Genomic DNA, 15,793 nt, shown 5'->3' on the forward strand with positions numbered 1-15,793 from the left:
TGTGGAGCGCAAACCGCCGCGGCCCCGTCGGATCACCGAGGGCACCAGCGAACACGAGGTCTACCTGCCGACCGGGGCACTGTCCCCGAATCGGCAGACCCGTGATCCGCTGCCCGACACGCTGCTCAAGCGGGTCAAGCAGTTCTCGGGCCGGCTGTCGACCGAGGCGGTGGGGTCGATGCAGGACCGGCTGCCGTTCTTCGCCGATCTGGACGCCGCGCAGCGCGCGGGCGTCCAGATGCTGGTGCAGACGGCGGTCGTGAACTTCCTGGAGTGGTTGCAGGATCCCGATTCCGATATCCGCTTCAGCCTGGACGCGTTCCAGGTGATTCCGCAGGATCTGGCGCGGCGGCTGACGCTGCGCCAGACCGTGGACATGGTCCGGGTGGCCATGGACTTCTTCGAGCAGTGGCTGCCCGCGCTGGCGCGCAACGACCGGCAGTTGGTCGCGCTCACCGAGGCGGTGCTGCGATACGGGCGTGAGCTCGGTTTCGCGGCCGCCTCGGTGTACGCCAGCGCCGCGGAGTCGCGCGGCGCGTGGGACACCCGCCTGGAGGCGCTGGTGGTCGACGCGGTCGTCCGCGGCGACACCGGTCCCGACATGCTCTCCCGGGCCGCCACGTTGAACTGGGACGCCACCGCGCCCGCCACGGTGCTCGTCGGTACGCCGCCCGCCGATCAGGGCGTGTCGACGGTCGGCGCGGTGCACACCATCGCGACCCGGCACGGCAGGGCCGCGCTGGCGGTCGTGCAGGGCGCGCGGCTGGTGATGGTGGTCAGCGGGCATCTCGGCGACGCCGGGATCGGCTCGCCCTTCCTGTCCGATCTGCTGGCCGACGTCTTCTCCGACGGCCCGGTGGTGATCGGCCCGACCATGCGGACACTGGGCGCCGCGCACGCCAGCGCGATCGAGGCGCTGGCCGGAATGGAGGCCGTGGTGGGCTGGCGCGCCGCGCCAAGGCCCGTTCACGCCTCGGAATTGCTCCCCGAACGCGCCCTGCTGGGCGATAGAGCTGCGATCGAGGCGCTGAACGAGTATCTTGTGCTCCCGTTGGCTGCTGCCGGATCTTCGTTATCCGACACACTCGACGCCTATCTGGATTGTGGTGGAGCAGTAGAAACGTGCGCGCGTCAGCTGTACGTCCATCCAAATACCGTTCGGTACCGTCTCAAACGAATCGGCGAGATCACCGGACGTGATCCCATGAATCCCCGAGACGCGTATGTGCTCCGAATCGCGGCCACCGTGGGCCGTTTGACACGAACGCATAACGAATCGTCACCCTCCGTCACAGAAACACCGCCTACCCCAGTGGGCTACGACCCCCTGTAACGAGATCGGGGAATCGGTCGATCGGGACACTCCACCTCGGATTTTGTGGGACCCCTACAAAACCCGTTCGAAAGCTTCATTCGCGCCGACATCTCGTGCGGCGGGGGTCACAGTGTTTTCTTAGGGAGTGATCGCGTTGTTCACCCCTGGACAGGGGTCCCAGACACCCGGCATGCTCGCGCCCTGGCTCGCCCTCCCCGGTGCGACCGACCGCCTCGAGCTGTGGTCGAAGGCCGCCGGCCTCGACCTGGTCCGTCTCGGTACCACCGCGACGGCCGAGGAGATCGTCGACACGGCGGTGACCCAGCCGCTCGTCGTCGCGGCCGCACTGCTCGCGTTCGCCGAAATCGCCCCCGAGGCGATCCCGGCGGATACCATCGTCGCCGGACACTCGGTCGGCGAATTCGCCGCGGCCGCTGTCGCCGGCGTCATCACTGCCGACGAAGCGGTCACCCTGGCCGCCATCCGCGGCCGGGAGATGGCCAAGGCGTGCGCGCAGGAGCCGACCGGTATGTCCGCTGTGCTCGGTGGTGACGAAGCCACCGTGCTCGCACGGCTCGCCGAGCTCGATCTCGTCCCGGCCAACCGCAACGCGGTCGGCCAGATCGTGGCGGCGGGTCGCTTGGAAGCTCTGGCGGAGCTCGCCGCGAACCCGCCGGAGAAGGCACGGGTCCGCGCATTGCCCGTCGCCGGTGCGTTCCACACCGTTTTCATGGCCCCGGCCCAGGCTGCTGTCGCCGATGCCATCGCTCAGATCTCGCCGAGCGACCCGATCCGGACGCTGCTGTCGAACTTCGACGGCAAGCCGGTCACCTCGGGCGCCGACGCGATCGACAAGCTCGCCGCCCAGGTCACTCGCCCCGTGCGCTGGGACCTGTGCACCGAGACCGTTCGCGAGGCGGGCGTCTCGGCGGTGGCCGAACTGCCGCCGGCGGGCACCCTCGTCGGTATCGCCAAGCGGGAGCTGAAGGGCACGCCCAACCTGGCCCTGAAGACTCCGGAAGACCTCCCCGCGTTGGTCGAACTGACCATCTCCGGCTAGCTTTCCCCCCGGCGGTCGCGCACGACGAAGTGCCGGCCGTACAAGACCCCTACAAATGAGAACAAGAAGGGAGCCACCAAAGTGGCCGCTCTGACCCAGGAACAGATCGTCGAAGAACTCGGCAAGATCATCGAAGAGGTTACGGGTATCGAACCCTCCGAGGTGACCATCGAGAAGTCCTTCGTCGACGACCTGGACATCGACTCGCTGTCCATGGTCGAGATCGCTGTGCAGACCGAGGACAAGTACGGCGTCAAGATCCCCGACGAGGATCTCGCCAGCCTGAAGACCGTGGGTGACGCTGTCTCCTACATCCAGAAGCTCGAGGCGGAGAACTCCGACGCCGCCGCGGAGCTCAAGGCCAAGTTCGACGCCGAGTAGGGCTGAACCAGTGACCACTCCTTCCACCTTGAACGGGAATTTCCCCAACGTCGTCGTCACCAGCATGGCGGCGACCACGTCGATCGCGGGTGATGTCGATGCGACGTGGAAGGGACTCCTCAACGGTGAGAGCGGAATCGACGTTCTCGAGGATTCCTTCATCGAGGAATACGACCTGCCGGTGCGTATCGGCGGTCACCTGAAAGTCAGCCCCGACACCCTGCTGAGCCGGGTCGAGATCCGCCGGATGGCGTATGTCGAGCGCCTGGCGACCGTCCTCGGTCGCGAGGTGTGGAAGAACGCGGGCAGCCCGGAGGTCGACCCCGACCGCCTGGGCGTCGCGATCGGCACCGGTCTCGGTGGTGGCGACGCGCTGATCGACTCGGTCGACAAGCTGAAGAACGGCGGCTATCGCAAGATCTCGCCGCTGGCTGTTCAGATGGTCATGCCGAACGGTCCGTCGGCCGTCGTCGGTCTCGAGCTGAAGGCCAGGGCGGGAGTGGTCACTCCGGTCTCGGCGTGCTCGTCGGGTTCGGAGGCCATCGCCAACGCGTGGCGGATGATCGTGATGGGTGACGCCGACATCGTCGTCACCGGTGGCGTCGAGGGCTTCATCGACTCGGTGCCGATCGCCGCGTTCTCCATGATGCGCGCGATGAGTACTCGCAACGACGATCCGAAGGGCGCCTCGCGTCCGTTCGACAAGGATCGTGACGGCTTCGTCTTCGGCGAAGCGGGCGCGCTGATGGTCATCGAGACCGAGGAGCACGCCAAGGCTCGCGGTGCCACCATCCACGCTCGACTGCTGGGTGCGGGCATCACGTCCGACGGCTTCCACCTGGTCGCCCCCGATCCCGCGGGCACCGGTGCGGCCAGGGCGATGACCCGCGCGATCCAGACCGCCGGTCTGACCAAGCAGGACATCACCCACATCAACGCCCACGCGACCGCGACCCCCATCGGCGACACCGCCGAGGCCAACGCGATCAACCTGGCCGTGGGCAACCACGCTTCGGTCTACGCGCCGAAGTCGGCACTGGGCCACTCGATCGGCGCCGTCGGTGCCCTCGAGTCCGTGCTCACCGTGCTCGCCATCAGGGACGGCGTCGTTCCGCCGACGCTGAACCTGGACAACCAGGATCCGGAGATCGATCTCGACGTGGTGCACGGGCAGGCCCGTCACCAGGAAATCGAGTACGCGATCAACAACTCCTTCGGATTCGGTGGGCACAACGTCGCGCTCGCCTTCGGTCGGGCATAGCTCGACCTGGTCAAGGGCCGAAGGAGGCAGCTTGCGTCACCACGTAGGCCCTCCAGGTCGGGCTGGTTGATACAGCCGCACCGATCGACTGCATTCACGATCCCCGGTGGGGTTCGCGCCAACTGAATGGTTCGACCCCACCGGCGGTTCGCCATACGCAGCCGCCGCAGCGGCAACTCTTCTTCGAAGGCAGGAGACGAACGCGATGACCATCATTGCTCCCGCGTTTCACGACACGACGACCGATCCGCGCGACCCGCTCGGCCGCCTGCAGCGGTTCTTCGATCCCGGCACGGTGCTTCCGCTGCACCCGCGGGACAAGTCCGGTGTGCTGGCCGCGATCGGCGAAGTCGACGGTGTCCGCACCGTGGCCTACTGCTCGGATGCCACCGTCATGGGCGGCGCGATGGGCGTCGAGGGCTGCAAGCACATCGTCGACGCGATCGACACCGCCATCGATTCCGGCCTCCCGGTCGTCGGCCTGTGGCACTCCGGTGGCGCTCGCCTGGCCGAGGGCGTCGAGGCCCTGCACGCGGTAGGCCTGGTCTTCGAGGCCATGGTCCGCGCGTCCGGCCTGGTTCCCCAGATTTCCGTGGTGCTCGGCTTCGCCGCCGGTGGCGCCGCGTACGGCCCCGCGCTCACCGACATCGTCATCATGGCGCCCGAGGGCCGTGTCTTCGTCACCGGTCCGGACGTGGTGCGTTCGGTGACCGGCGAGAACGTCGACATGGAGACCCTCGGTGGTCCCACCACACACTTCAAGAAGTCGGGCGTGTGCCACATCGCCGCCGACGACGAGGCCGATGCCATGCATCGCGCTCGCCGGCTGGTCTCGATGTTCGCTGAGCAGGGCGAATTCGATCAGGCCGTCGCCGAGCACGGTGACGTCGACCTGAAGGCGATGCTGCCCGCCTCGGCCAAGCGCGCCTACGACGTGAAGCCGATCATCCACGAGCTGCTCGACAACGTCGACGGCGAATCCTCCTTCGAGGAACTGCAGGGTGGTTACGCCCGCAGCATGGTCGTCGGCCTCGGCCGTCTCGGCGGCCGCACCGTCGGCGTGCTCGCCAACAACCCGCTGCGCCTCGGCGGCTGCCTGAACTCCGAAAGCGCCGAGAAGGCTTCGCGTTTCGTGCGCCTGTGCGACGCGTTCGGCATCCCGCTGATCGTGGTCACCGACGTCCCCGGCTACCTGCCCGGCGTCGGCCAGGAACTCGAGGGCGTCGTCCGCCGCGGCGCGAAGCTGCTGCACGCCTTCGCCGAGGCCCGCGTCCCGCGCGTCACCCTGGTGACCCGCAAGATCTACGGCGGCGCCTACATCGCGATGAACGCCCGCTCCCTGGGCGCCACCGCCGTGTACGCCTGGCCCGGTTCCGAAGTCGCCGTCATGGGCGCCAAGGCCGCGGTCGGCATCCTGCACAAGAAGGCACTCGCGGCCGCCCCCGAGGACGAGCGCGAAGCCCTCCACGAGCGCCTGACCGCCGAGCACGAGCAGATCGCCGGCGGCGTCGAACGCGCCGTGGCCATCGGCGTCGTCGACGAGGTCATCGACCCCGCCAAGACCCGCAGCATCATCGCCGCGGCCCTGGCCTCGGCCCCGGCCCGCAAGAGCCACCACAAGAACATCCCGCTCTGACCCCAGCGCGGTAGTCCTACCCGCCCGTCGGCTCGTCCTGCATCAGGACGAGCCGACGGCCGTTTCACGCCCACCTCAGTTGTATTCATCGATATCGAGCTCCGCTCCGGTCGCCACCAGGAACTCGAGCACGGCCGTCGTGAGGTGCCAACCCAGTGGACGCGGCCAGTTGTGGACATCGGCCAGACTTGTGCCGCCGGGTGCACCATGGACACCATCGGGATCGTCGTAATGGCGCACGACCTGCATACTCGCGCCGACATCCGGCCGGTCGATCAGGGAGAGCAGGCGGGGGAGTACCGGTGTCAGCCGGTCGATCAGGTACTCGATCTGTTCGTCGATGCTCTCGGGGCTGTGCCGGTGGATCTGCCAGCTGTGAGACCGGGGAAGGCGATGCTCCGCGGACCTGCTTCCCAGCACCCGGATCTCGTCCGGCTCCATGCTCAGGTGAACGGTCATATCGGCCGCGGTCATCGTCTCGCTGTACAGCGCGAAGTAGGAATACTGTCGGATCTTGATCACCGCGAGATCCCACCACGCGGTCGGCCGGTTGCCGAACGATTTTCGCGCGCACGAATTCGGGCGCCGAACCGCTGTCGACCAGGCGAAGTGGCGCAGGGACTCGGTTACGGTGTGGCCGTGAATGATTCTCGTGGAAAGGGCGCTGGGCGCCCCTGCCGGTGAACCCCGGCGCGTGGCCGGCTCCCGATGCTGACCAGACCACGTATCTCGCTCATGCGCTCGCACTCGCCGCTGTGGACGGTCCGGGACCGTGGCCGCGGGAGGGGCATCCGTATCCGGACGAAGTGCCCGGTGCGCAGACCTTTCCGAGTTCGAAGGTGCTGGACGGTGTCCAGACGCATCACTTCGCGGACGAGACCTCGTCGGCGGCCGGGCTCGTGGCGGCGGTGCGGGCACTCGTCGCGAACCCGACTCGCCCGCACAGTGCTCCCGCTCGATCGGATCGCTCGCGGCCCGGGAACCGAGGTCCCCCGGTGGGGTCCGGAAGGCATCAGCGACGGCATTGTCGAATCCGTGCTCTCGATGCTGTGCCGCGCCGCGCCGGGCACCGGGGAGCCTCTGGTGTGGGCCGGACTCCGTGGCTACTCCGTGCGGCTGTGACGTGTAGCACCCGGTGTCCTGACCACGTGGTTCGGCGACGACCTGCCCGGAGAATTCGTCGACCGGGTGGCGGCGGTAGCCGCGGTCGAACCCGACGATGATCTTCGTGCGCACCTGTCCGCCGCCGCGCGTTCGGGGAACGGGCGCGCATAATGGCAGGGTGCGCTACGAAGAACTCGCCGAGGTCCCGTGCTCGATCACGCGGCCGTTGGTGATCTTCGGGGACCGCTGGACCTTGCTGATCCTCAAGTACTGCTTCACCGGGATCCGGCGCTTCAACGCCTTCCAGAGCGCGCTCGGGATTTCGCGCGGTCGGCTCCAGGACCGTCTCGACCGGCTGATCGAGCACGAGATCCTGGTGAAGCGGCCCGCCGAGGACGGCGCCTACGAGGAATACCGCCTGACCGAGAAGGGGCACGCCATCTATCCGATCCTGATGGCCATCCGCGACTGGGGCGACACCTACATGGCCCCCGACGGCCCCCCGGTCGAATACCGTCACCGTGGCTGCACCGGCGAGGCCCACGTCCACCTCAGCTGCGACGAGTGCGCCGCCGAGGTCACCGCCCGCGACATCGTCCCCGAACCGGGCCCCGGCATCACCTCCACCGCCCGGCCCGCCTGACGCCATCACCTGGACAAACGCGCACCATGCTCTGGGGTGCCATCGGCAGAGAACCGGTCGCCCCAGCGCGTGGTGATCTCGAGCGAGGTCAGCTGGTGTGCCAGGTGACCTGGTCGGGGAGGGCGGCGCGGGTGGTGCGGAAGGTGTTGATGGGGTGGGTGCGGTCGGGGTGACCGAAGGAGACGCCGAAGACGACCTTGCGGTGGTCCGGGAGGCCGAAGTACTCGCGGATGAAGGGGGAGTAGGAGGCCAGGGCGGCCTGGGGGGCGGCGCCGAGGCCGAGGGCCTGGGCGCCGAGGAGGAAGCTCTGGAGCCAGAGGCCGCAGTCGACGGCGCCGTAGGTGCCCAGGTCGGCTTCGGAGGTGACGACGGCGACGTGGGGTGCGTCGAAGAACTCGAAGTTGCGCACCATCTGGCGCATGGTGTTCTCGTGGTCGCCCTTGGCGATGCCGAGGCTGTCGTAGAGCTGGAAGCCGCAGGCACGCCTGCGCTCCCGGTAGATGCCGTCGTACTGCGCGGGGAACTCGAAATCCGGTGCGGCGCCGCTGGTCTGGATGTGGGTGAGCAGCGCCTTGCGGAAGCTCTCGGTGCCCTCGCCCGCGGTGACGACGACCTGCCACGGCTGGGTGTTGCACCACGACGGGGTGCGCGCGCCCAGGCTCAGCAGCCGGTGGATCGTCGCCCGGTCGACCTCGTCGGGAAGGAACTGCCTGCAGGTCCAGCGCTCGTCGGCGAGGCGCTGGAGGGCGGCGAAATCGCCGTTGTCGTGGTCGGTCGGCGCCATGGCGCGGCTCCTCGGTCGATCCGGAGAACTAGTCTCATTTTGAGACCACGTTAGCAGCCGGGCGTGCGACGCGGAACCCGCCCGCACCTACGAATTCGGGTGCGAACGGGTTCCGCGGTGCGCTCAGGCGCGAGGTCGGGAGAGCACCCGGAAAGCGACGCCGATGCCGATCCCGCGCCGCCGATCTCGGCGAACCGCACGTGATTGGCCAGCCCCTGGTCCCAATTCAGGCGCACGTGTAGAAGACGTACCAGCCGGACCGGATCGTGTCGGTGTACGCGCCGTTGGCGTCGAGCGCGCTGGCGACGGTGAACGATCCGCCGCCGCTGGCCGGCGTCGCAGGGTCCGCCGGTTCGGCGAACCAGGTCTCCGCGGTGACCGAGCTCGGGCCGGAATCGGTGCCCCCCGGGCTCCATGCCGACCACTAGCCGCGTGGCCTGCCAGCCGGGCCTCGTCCCAGGTGAGCTCGGAGTGGGTCATGGCCGGGCGTAACCCCAAAATCGGTGGCACGAGCCACTGTTTGCCGGACGAAATGATGTTTCGGCAGGTAACGATCGGTTTTTCGCTCGGATACCGGTCCGCGGCCTCGCGCCTGCGGCACGACACCGGCCTCCCGGGGCAGAATCGAGCGCATGGCTTCGCAGGCCCGGGATGCCCAGGAGCGCAAACGGCACGGCAGGCACTACACCCCGCCCGCGTTGGCGCGGTTCCTGGCGCGACGGGCGCTGCTGCACGCACCGCGCACCGGCGAGCTCCGGGTGCTCGATCCGGCCTGCGGTGACGGCGAGCTGCTGCTGGCGGTACATCGCGAGCTGGCCTCGTCCGGCGTCACGGTACGGCTGACCGGCTATGACCTGGACCGGCGTGCGGTCGGCGACACCGCAGCGCGCGCCGCCGCCGAGGGGGTCGAGATCGATTGCCGAGCCGGGGATTTCCTCGCCGCGTCGACCCGGATCGCGGACGGTTCCTTCGATCTCGTCATCAGCAATCCGCCGTACGTGCGGACCCAGCAGCTCGGCGGGTCGACCGCGCAGCTGCTGAGCAAGCGGTTCGGGCTGCGCGGGCGCATCGACCTCACCCATCCGTTCGTGGCGATCACACCCCGGCTGCTCGCCGCCGACGGCGTGCTCGGATTGCTGTGCGCCAACCGATTTCTCACCACCAGGGCCGGGGCGAATCTGCGCCGGATCCTCACCAGCGAACTGCATCCCGCCGAGCTCTACGACCTCGGTGACACCAAGCTCTTCGCGGCCGCGGTGCTGCCCGCCGTCACCGTCGCGACGCGCGCGCCCCAGAAGTGCGACTGCCGGTACGTCTCGGTCTACGAGGAGCTCGGGGCCGAACCCGATTGCGCGACCGACCTGTTCGACGCGCTGGCCGGGGACGCGGCCTGCGTGGTCGGCGCGGGCGGGCGGGTGTTCGCGGTCGAGGTGGGTGTGTTGTCCACCGGGTCGGTCGGTGCGCCGATGTCGGCGCCGTCCTCGGACAACACACCGATCGGGCACGGCGACCAGGTTCGCGGCCGACCGAGCGTTCGACCCGGCGTGGGCTCCATGGCGCCGGGGAAGGCGCCCGCGTCATTCCGGAGCGGTCGTCGGGGACCGGCGCTACCGGGCCGCGAGCGGCGCGCCGAAGCAGCGAGTCTTTCCGGCGAGGTCGACCGGTCGAGTGTCGTGCCCCCGGGCGACACCGCCTGGCGCATGTCACGCCCCGCCGTCGACCGCTGGCTCGGCCGCATCGCCGAGCGCACGTGGCGCACCTTCGGCGACACCGCCCGCATCCGCGTCGGCATCAAGACCACCGCGGACCGGGTGTTCATCTCCGACCGCTGGGATCAGATGGATCCGAGGCCGGAGCCGGAACTGTTGCGGCAGTTGATCACTCACCACGATCTGCAACCGTGGCGGATCGGGCGGGATCGCGGCACCAGGGTGCTCTATCCCTACGATCTCGGGCAGCCGCGCCGCACGCCCATCGATCTCGCCGAATTCCCCGGTGCCGCCGAGTATCTGCGGTCGCACGAGGAGGTGCTCGCCGGTCGCCGGTATGTGCTCGACGGCGGGCGGAAGTGGTTCGAGATCTGGGTGCCGCAGCGACCGCACCTGTGGGGTGCGCCGAAACTGGTGTTCCCGGATATCAGTGAGCGTCCGCGGTTCGCACTGGATCGCTCCGGCGCGGTGGTCAACGGGGACTGCTACTGGATCTCGCTCACCGATCTCGGCATCGGCGAGCAGGCGACCGAACTCGCGTATCTGCTGATGGGCGTGGCGAATTCGGCGTTGGGACTGCGATTCTACGACGCGGTGTGCGGCAACCGGCTGTATTCGGGCCGACGGCGCTGGATCACCCAGTACGTGGCCCGGCTGCCGCTGCCCGATCCGGCGGATCCGGCCGCGGCCGCGATCGTCGGCCGGGTGCGTGGCGTGCTCGAGGACGGGGTCCCCGCGGCGGCGGCGGGCATCGACGAGGCGGTGGCCGCCGCGTTCGGCGTGCCCGCTCAGTGAGCGACGCGGATGCCGACCATCGGCAGCAGGGTGCGGCGGGCGAAGTCGCGGCCCGCGGCCGGGTCGTCGAGCGGGATGAGGCCGTCGGGGGTGAGCGCCAGCGACAGCGCGAGCCGGGCCATGATCTCGGCGACGAGATCGGGTTCGAAGTCGGGCACCGTCGCGCCTGCCTGGAGTTCGCGCAGTTTGTCGGCGAGATATCCGCGGCCGACCGCGAGGATCGGGCCTGCTTCGGTGGTGAGCTTGGGCAGGATGGCCTCCGGCTCGGTGCTGAGCAGCCTGCGTAGTAGTTCGTTGCCCGCCAGGGTCGTCACGAACGCGACGAAGATCTCCACGAGCTGTTCGCCCGGCTCGGTGACCGCCCGTACCCGCTCATCGATCTCGGCCACATAGCGTTGCGCCTCCCGCACCCCGACCGCTTCGACCAGGTCGTTCTTGGATTCGAAGCGCCGGTACAGGGTGGCCGGACTGATCCCCGCCCGCCGGGCGATCTCGCCCATACTCGTGCGTTTGATCCCGAAATCGAGAAACGCCGACAGCGCGCTGTCGAGCAGCTTCTCCCCGTCGGTGACGGGCTTTTCCAGTATCCGCGCGAGGATGGACGAGACAGTGGGCATGGCCCCATTATCCCTGTGGGGACAGATCCAGTGCGGCCATCTCTTGTTCGATCGCGTTCGCCGCGAAATGGACGCCGCGGGAGCGGAGTTCGTGGACCCGGCACTGGAGTGCCTCGATTCCGCCGGGCTGGGCGGCAATATCGGCCACGCTGAGCCGTCCCCCCGCTCGGTGCACACCGGACTGCACGTATGCCACCGTGATACCTCCTACCTCGCGTACCCGGTGCCGGCCGCCACACTCATGGCCGGACGCAATACGCAGGGCAAATGTTATCAGGTATCCCTACTGGTCACTTGCTCAGTGTGACGTGTCACAACACCTCGGCGTCGCGATGGGTCGCCAGATTGTGGAGGTACACGGCGGCATTGAGCTTGATCCCGTCCAGCTGGGCCTCGGTGAGCTCGCGGCGCACCTTGCCGGGCACGCCGGCGACCAGCGAACCGGGTGGAATCTGGGCGCCCTCCGGGATCAGGGCATTGGCCGCGATCAGGCTGCCCGCGCCGATCACCGCGCCGTTGAGCACGGTGGCGCCCATGCCGACCAGGACGTCGTCGCCGACGGTGCAGCCGTGCAGGATCGCGTTGTGCCCCACCGAGACTCCGCTGCCGACGGTGAGCGGGAAACCGGGGTCGGCGTGCAGCACGCAGCCGTCCTGGATATTGGTGCGCGCGCCAATGGTGAGCTGTTCGAGGTCGCCGCGCAGCACGGCCGAATACCAGATGCCGACCTCGGCGGCCAGGCGCACCCGGCCGATGACGGTCGCGTTCGGCGCGATCCAGGCAGTGTCGTCGATTTCCGGCGCGAACCCGGACACCTTGATGATCATGCGGTGATTATTGCGCCGCGCCGCGGAACTGGGCGCGGTGGGCCGCCGGACTGGTGCCGAGCATGCGATGGAAATGGTGCCGCAGGCTCACGGCACTGCCGAAACCGGTGTCGCGCGCGATCCGGTCGACGGTCTCGTCGGTCGATTCCAGCAGCAGCCGGGCATGGTCGGTGCGTTGCTGCAACAGCCACTGCTGTGGGCTGGTGCCGGTGCGCTCGCGGAACCGGCGGGTGAAGGTGCGTCGCGACATGAGCGCCTCGCGCGACCAGAGATCGAGGTCGATGCCGGTCTCGAGGTGCGTGCGCGCCCACACCATGGCGTGCTCGATCGGGTCGTCGCTGTCCTCGGCGGGGACCGCGACCGGGATGAACTGCGCCTGCGAGCCGTTGCGGTGTGGCGCGGTGACCAGCGCGCGAGCCAGATCGGTGGCGGCGCGGGCGCCGAGATCGCCGCGCACGATGTGCAGGCAGCAGTCCAGCGCGGCGGCCACGCCCGCGGAGGTGATCACGTCGCCGAGATCGGTCCAGAGCGTGTCCGCGCGCACCCGTACCCGCGGATAGGCGCGGGCCATCGCCTCGGCGGCGGCCCAGTGCGTGGTGAGTTCGCGGCCGTCGGCCAGGCCGGTCGCCGCGATCGCCCACGAGCCCAGGCACAGACCGACCAGCCGGGCACCGTTCGCGTGCGCGGTGTGCACGGCGTCGTTGAGCGCGGGGGAGACCTCCAGGTCGCGATGCCAGCCGGGGAAGACCACCATGTCGGCGCCGGCGACGGTGTCCAGGCCGTGGTGCACGGTGATGTCGAAACCGGCTGCGGTGGACAGGGTTCCGGGGTGTTCGGCGCAGACCCGCACGTCGTAGGGTGACGCGTCGTCGACACCGGTGCCGGAGCGGCCGAGCACCAGGGTCGGCACCGACAGGTGGAAGGGACTGATCCCGTCGAACGCGACGACCGCCACCGAACGCATGGCCCGATCTTAGCGATGGTCGGCCTGGAGGCCACTGTCGTGGGGTGTCGAGGTCGGCGACAGTTGTCGACATGACCGAGACGATCACCCGCCCCACCCTGCTCGACGTCCTGCACATCGGTGGTCCGACCCTGCGCTTCCGGTACGGGGGCCTGACCTGGCTCACCGACCCGACCTTCGACGAACCCGGCGACTACCCCGGCCCGATCACGCTGCACAAGCTCAGCGGCCCCGCGGTACCGGTGGAGTCGATCGGCGCGATCGACGTCGTACTGCTCTCGCACGATCAGCACGCCGACAACCTCGATACCGCGGGCCGCGCCCTGCTGGCCGACGTCGCGACCGTGCTCTCCACCCCGGATGCCGCCGGCCGGATCGCGGGCGTGCGCGGGCTGGTGCCGTGGGAGGTCGTGACGATCGGCGAGGTCGAGGTCACCGCGGTGCCCGCGCTGCACGGTCCCGAGGGCTGCGAGCCGCTCAGCGGCGTGGTGACCGGGTTCGTGCTGCGCGCGGCGGGCGAGCCGACGGTCTATGTCTCCGGTGACAACGCGTCGGTGGAGCTGGTCGGGCGGATCGTCGAGCGGATCGGGCGGATCGACGTCGCGGTGCTCAATATCGGCGCCGCCAATGTCGGCCGGTTCGGCGACAGCGACGTCACGCTCAACGCCAGGACCGCCGTCGAGGCCGCCGCCGTCCTCGGTGACGCCGTCGTGGTGGCGGTGCACGCGGAGGGCTGGGGTCACTTCAGCGAGTCGCTGGACTACCTCGAGCGCACCTTCGCCTACGCCGATCGCGCCGCGCAGCTCCGGATTCCGGTGCGGGGCGAGGTCTTCGCGGTCTGAGCGACCGTACCCGGCACCGATTTCCGTCACCCGCGCCCGAATCATCGGGCGCGGGTTTTTCCCACGATCGCAGGAGCAGACTTGCCGAACACACGGATGGGCAGCCGATCGCGCACGATGGTGCGGTTACTGCTGGCCCTGGTCGCGTTGGTGCTGGCGTTGTCGGCGTGTTCGTCGAACGGGTCCGGCTCGGACCGACCCGCCACGAGCACCGCGTCGAAGACCTCGGTCACCGCGACCACTGCGGCGACGAGCTCGACCCCGCCCTCGGCGAACCCGGGTGACGGCGGCACCTCGGGACCGAGCCACGATTCCCCGCCGGGACCCGCGACGAACGCGCCGACAGCCGCGCCGGGCGGCACCGAGCCGACCATCCCGCCGGGCCACAACTGTGTGCCGGGACCGGACTGCGGGACCGACAGCTGCGGCCCCACCGAATGCGGCATGACGACGGAAGGATGCCCGCCGGGCGTTCCGATCTGCGGCATCGACAGCTGTGGCCCCCAGCACGACCAGTGCGGCACGACCGTGCCGCCCGTGACGACCACGGTCGCTCCCACCCCGACCACCACCTCGCCCCCGGCGACGACGCCGGAGGCGACCACCACCCCGGCGACCACCTCGCCCACGGCCGCGCCCGACCCGGCGGTGACGACCACCGCGACGGCGCCGCCCGCCTAGCGACGACACACGACCGGTAACCCCCTGATTCCCGTCGGTGGGCGTCCTAAGCTGGCGCAATGACGGGAACAGGCGGAACGGTGGGTGTGCCGGCGGAGGTCAAACCGCAGGAGTTCCGGGTGGCGCTCACCCCGGCCGGTGCCACCGAACTGACCGCGCACGGGCACGAGGTGCTCGTGCAGGCCGGTGCCGGAACCGGATCGGGCTTCGGCGACGAGGACTATCTCGCCGCCGGCGCCCGGATCGTGCCCGACGCCGACACGCTCTGGGCCACGGCCGGGCTGATCCTCAAGGTGAAAGAGCCCATCGCGCAGGAGTATTCGCGGATGCGGCGCGACCAGGTGCTGTTCACCTATCTGCACCTGGCCGCGTCGAAGGAATGCACCGACGCGATCCTGGACTCCGGGATCACCGCCATCGCCTACGAAACCGTGCGGGCCGCCGACGGTTCGCTGCCGCTGCTCGCGCCGATGAGCGAGGTGGCGGGCAAGCTCGGCACCCAGGTCGGCGCGTATCACCTGATGGCGCCGATGGGTGGCGAGGGCGTGCTGCTCGGCGGCGTGCCCGGCGTCCGTCCCGCCGATGTGGTGGTGCTCGGTGGCGGGGTGGCCGGCACCAACGCGGCGAGCGTCGCGGTCGGGATGGGCGCGCGAGTGAGCGTGCTCGATACCAACCTGGCGCGCCTGCGCGAGCTCGACGCCCGCTTCGGCGGCCGGGTCGGCACCCTCGCCTCGCACGCGCTGGAGATCGAAAAGGCCGTGCTCGCCGCGGATCTGGTGATCGGCTCGGTGCTGGTGCCCGGCGCCAAGGCGCCGAAGCTGGTGTCCGACGAGCTCGTCGCCGGGATGCGGCCGGGTTCGGTGCTCGTCGACATCGCCGTCGACCAGGGTGGCTGCTTCGCCTCCACCCGGCCGACGACGCACGCCGATCCGACCTTCCCCGTGGCGGATTCGCTGTTCTACTGCGTCGCGAACATGCCCGGCGCCGTGCCGCACACCTCCACGGTCGCCCTCACCAACGCCACCTTGCCCTACGCGCTCGCGATCGCCGACAAGGGCTGGCGCGGCGCGTGCACCGCCGACCCCGGCCTGGCGACCGGTCTCACTGCCGTCGACGGAAAACTGCTCTCCGCCGAAGTGGCTGCGGCGCACGGGTATTCGCTGAGTGCGTGAGG

17 protein-coding genes are annotated in these 15,793 nt (G+C 69.4%); 11 read left to right on the forward strand and 6 right to left on the reverse strand.

What is annotated here, in order from left to right; translation table 11 throughout:
* Positions 1–31 precede the first annotated feature (31 nt).
* The 5 genes from ACIO52_RS17820 (at position 32) to ACIO52_RS17840 (ending at position 5,653) form a co-directional block, all read left to right on the forward strand.
* Positions 32–1,333, forward strand: a complete 1,302-nt coding sequence (locus ACIO52_RS17820) for a CdaR family transcriptional regulator (RefSeq protein WP_218718966.1) — start codon at positions 32–34, stop codon at positions 1,331–1,333.
* A gap of 127 nt (positions 1,334–1,460) precedes the next feature.
* A complete protein-coding gene (locus ACIO52_RS17825) occupies positions 1,461–2,375 on the forward strand; it encodes an ACP S-malonyltransferase (protein WP_218718889.1) in 915 nt (304 codons plus the stop codon).
* A gap of 81 nt (positions 2,376–2,456) precedes the next feature.
* A complete protein-coding gene (acpM, locus tag ACIO52_RS17830) occupies positions 2,457–2,756 on the forward strand; it encodes a meromycolate extension acyl carrier protein AcpM (RefSeq protein ID WP_019046010.1) in 300 nt (99 codons plus the stop codon).
* Positions 2,757–2,766: 10 nt separating this feature from the next.
* Positions 2,767–4,017 (forward strand): KasA/KasB family beta-ketoacyl-ACP synthase, encoded by a 1,251-nt coding sequence (locus ACIO52_RS17835; protein ID WP_218718888.1) that lies wholly within the window; start codon positions 2,767–2,769, stop codon positions 4,015–4,017.
* A 205-nt stretch (positions 4,018–4,222) separates the two neighbouring features.
* The gene (locus ACIO52_RS17840) at positions 4,223–5,653 is read left to right on the forward strand and encodes an acyl-CoA carboxylase subunit beta (RefSeq protein WP_218718887.1); all 1,431 of its coding nucleotides are present in this window, start codon (positions 4,223–4,225) and stop codon (positions 5,651–5,653) included.
* 75 nt (positions 5,654–5,728) lie between these two features.
* Here ACIO52_RS17840 and ACIO52_RS17845 read toward each other — a convergent pair whose 3' ends face one another.
* A complete protein-coding gene (locus ACIO52_RS17845; protein WP_218718886.1) occupies positions 5,729–6,127 on the reverse strand; it encodes a DUF4279 domain-containing protein in 399 nt (132 codons plus the stop codon).
* Positions 6,128–6,935: 808 nt separating this feature from the next.
* On the opposite strand from ACIO52_RS17845, the gene ACIO52_RS17850 reads away from it, so the two are divergent.
* Entirely contained in the window at positions 6,936–7,400 is a 465-nt protein-coding gene (locus ACIO52_RS17850; RefSeq protein WP_218718885.1) for a helix-turn-helix domain-containing protein, read from the forward strand.
* Positions 7,401–7,488: 88 nt separating this feature from the next.
* On the opposite strand, the gene ACIO52_RS17855 is transcribed toward ACIO52_RS17850, so the two are convergent.
* Complete coding sequence (locus ACIO52_RS17855) at positions 7,489–8,184, reverse strand: nitroreductase (RefSeq protein WP_402645021.1); 696 nt, start codon at positions 8,182–8,184, stop codon at positions 7,489–7,491.
* Positions 8,185–8,450: 266 nt separating this feature from the next.
* Between ACIO52_RS17855 and ACIO52_RS17860 the strand changes: the two genes are divergently transcribed.
* Both ACIO52_RS17860 and ACIO52_RS17865 read left to right on the forward strand, forming a co-directional pair.
* Positions 8,451–8,612 (forward strand): hypothetical protein, encoded by a 162-nt coding sequence (locus tag ACIO52_RS17860; protein WP_218718883.1) that lies wholly within the window; start codon positions 8,451–8,453, stop codon positions 8,610–8,612.
* Between the two features lie 204 nt (positions 8,613–8,816).
* Complete coding sequence (locus tag ACIO52_RS17865) at positions 8,817–10,688, forward strand: Eco57I restriction-modification methylase domain-containing protein (protein WP_402645023.1); 1,872 nt, start codon at positions 8,817–8,819, stop codon at positions 10,686–10,688.
* On the opposite strand, the gene ACIO52_RS17870 is transcribed toward ACIO52_RS17865, so the two are convergent.
* The gene (locus tag ACIO52_RS17870; protein WP_218718881.1) at positions 10,682–11,305 is read right to left on the reverse strand and encodes a TetR/AcrR family transcriptional regulator; all 624 of its coding nucleotides are present in this window, start codon (positions 11,303–11,305) and stop codon (positions 10,682–10,684) included. The genes ACIO52_RS17865 and ACIO52_RS17870 overlap by 7 nt on opposite strands.
* Here ACIO52_RS17870 and ACIO52_RS17875 point away from each other — a divergent pair.
* The gene (locus tag ACIO52_RS17875) at positions 11,286–11,612 is read left to right on the forward strand and encodes a hypothetical protein (protein ID WP_342800007.1); all 327 of its coding nucleotides are present in this window, start codon (positions 11,286–11,288) and stop codon (positions 11,610–11,612) included. The two genes, ACIO52_RS17870 and ACIO52_RS17875, sit on opposite strands and share 20 nt — an antisense overlap.
* Before the next feature lie 4 nt (positions 11,613–11,616).
* Here the strand turns inward: ACIO52_RS17875 and ACIO52_RS17880 are convergent, their stop codons facing one another.
* Both ACIO52_RS17880 and ACIO52_RS17885 read right to left on the reverse strand, forming a co-directional pair.
* Positions 11,617–12,132, reverse strand: coding sequence for a gamma carbonic anhydrase family protein (locus ACIO52_RS17880; protein ID WP_316573992.1), 516 nt, complete (start codon positions 12,130–12,132; stop codon positions 11,617–11,619).
* 7 nt (positions 12,133–12,139) lie between these two features.
* On the reverse strand, positions 12,140–13,096 hold the full coding sequence (locus tag ACIO52_RS17885; RefSeq protein WP_316573993.1) for a helix-turn-helix domain-containing protein: 957 nt from the start codon (positions 13,094–13,096) through the stop codon (positions 12,140–12,142).
* Between the two features lie 71 nt (positions 13,097–13,167).
* Here ACIO52_RS17885 and ACIO52_RS17890 point away from each other — a divergent pair, with 71 nt between their 5' ends.
* Positions 13,168–13,938, forward strand: a complete 771-nt coding sequence (locus ACIO52_RS17890) for an MBL fold metallo-hydrolase (protein ID WP_218718877.1) — start codon at positions 13,168–13,170, stop codon at positions 13,936–13,938.
* A 41-nt stretch (positions 13,939–13,979) separates the two neighbouring features.
* On the opposite strand, the gene ACIO52_RS17895 is transcribed toward ACIO52_RS17890, so the two are convergent.
* On the reverse strand, positions 13,980–14,597 hold the full coding sequence (locus ACIO52_RS17895; RefSeq protein ID WP_402645030.1) for a hypothetical protein: 618 nt from the start codon (positions 14,595–14,597) through the stop codon (positions 13,980–13,982).
* 81 nt (positions 14,598–14,678) lie between these two features.
* On the opposite strand from ACIO52_RS17895, the gene ald reads away from it, so the two are divergent.
* Positions 14,679–15,791 (forward strand): alanine dehydrogenase, encoded by a 1,113-nt coding sequence (gene ald, locus ACIO52_RS17900; RefSeq protein ID WP_402645033.1) that lies wholly within the window; start codon positions 14,679–14,681, stop codon positions 15,789–15,791.
* The last annotated feature ends 2 nt before the right edge of the window (positions 15,792–15,793 follow it).

The sequence above is a fragment of the Nocardia sp. NPDC087230 genome (assembly GCF_044744725.1).
In the GTDB taxonomy this organism is placed as follows: Bacteria; Actinomycetota; Actinomycetes; order Mycobacteriales; family Mycobacteriaceae; genus Nocardia; species Nocardia canadensis.

Excerpts from the sequence above, each read along its gene's own strand:
- ald (WP_402645033.1), top strand. The coding sequence starts at position 14,679 with ATGACGGGAACAGGCGGAACGGTGGGTGTGCCGGCGGAGGTCAAACCG.
- ACIO52_RS17845 (WP_218718886.1), bottom strand. The coding sequence starts at position 6,127 with ATGACCGCGGCCGATATGACCGTTCACCTGAGCATGGAGCCGGACGAG.
- ACIO52_RS17880 (WP_316573992.1), bottom strand. The coding sequence starts at position 12,132 with ATGATCATCAAGGTGTCCGGGTTCGCGCCGGAAATCGACGACACTGCC.
- ACIO52_RS17840 (WP_218718887.1), top strand. The coding sequence starts at position 4,223 with ATGACCATCATTGCTCCCGCGTTTCACGACACGACGACCGATCCGCGC.
- ACIO52_RS17890 (WP_218718877.1), top strand. The coding sequence starts at position 13,168 with ATGACCGAGACGATCACCCGCCCCACCCTGCTCGACGTCCTGCACATC.
- ACIO52_RS17885 (WP_316573993.1), bottom strand. The coding sequence starts at position 13,096 with ATGCGTTCGGTGGCGGTCGTCGCGTTCGACGGGATCAGTCCCTTCCAC.
- ACIO52_RS17875 (WP_342800007.1), top strand. The coding sequence starts at position 11,286 with ATGGACGAGACAGTGGGCATGGCCCCATTATCCCTGTGGGGACAGATC.
- ACIO52_RS17865 (WP_402645023.1), top strand. The coding sequence starts at position 8,817 with ATGGCTTCGCAGGCCCGGGATGCCCAGGAGCGCAAACGGCACGGCAGG.
- ACIO52_RS17870 (WP_218718881.1), bottom strand. The coding sequence starts at position 11,305 with ATGCCCACTGTCTCGTCCATCCTCGCGCGGATACTGGAAAAGCCCGTC.
- ACIO52_RS17855 (WP_402645021.1), bottom strand. The coding sequence starts at position 8,184 with ATGGCGCCGACCGACCACGACAACGGCGATTTCGCCGCCCTCCAGCGC.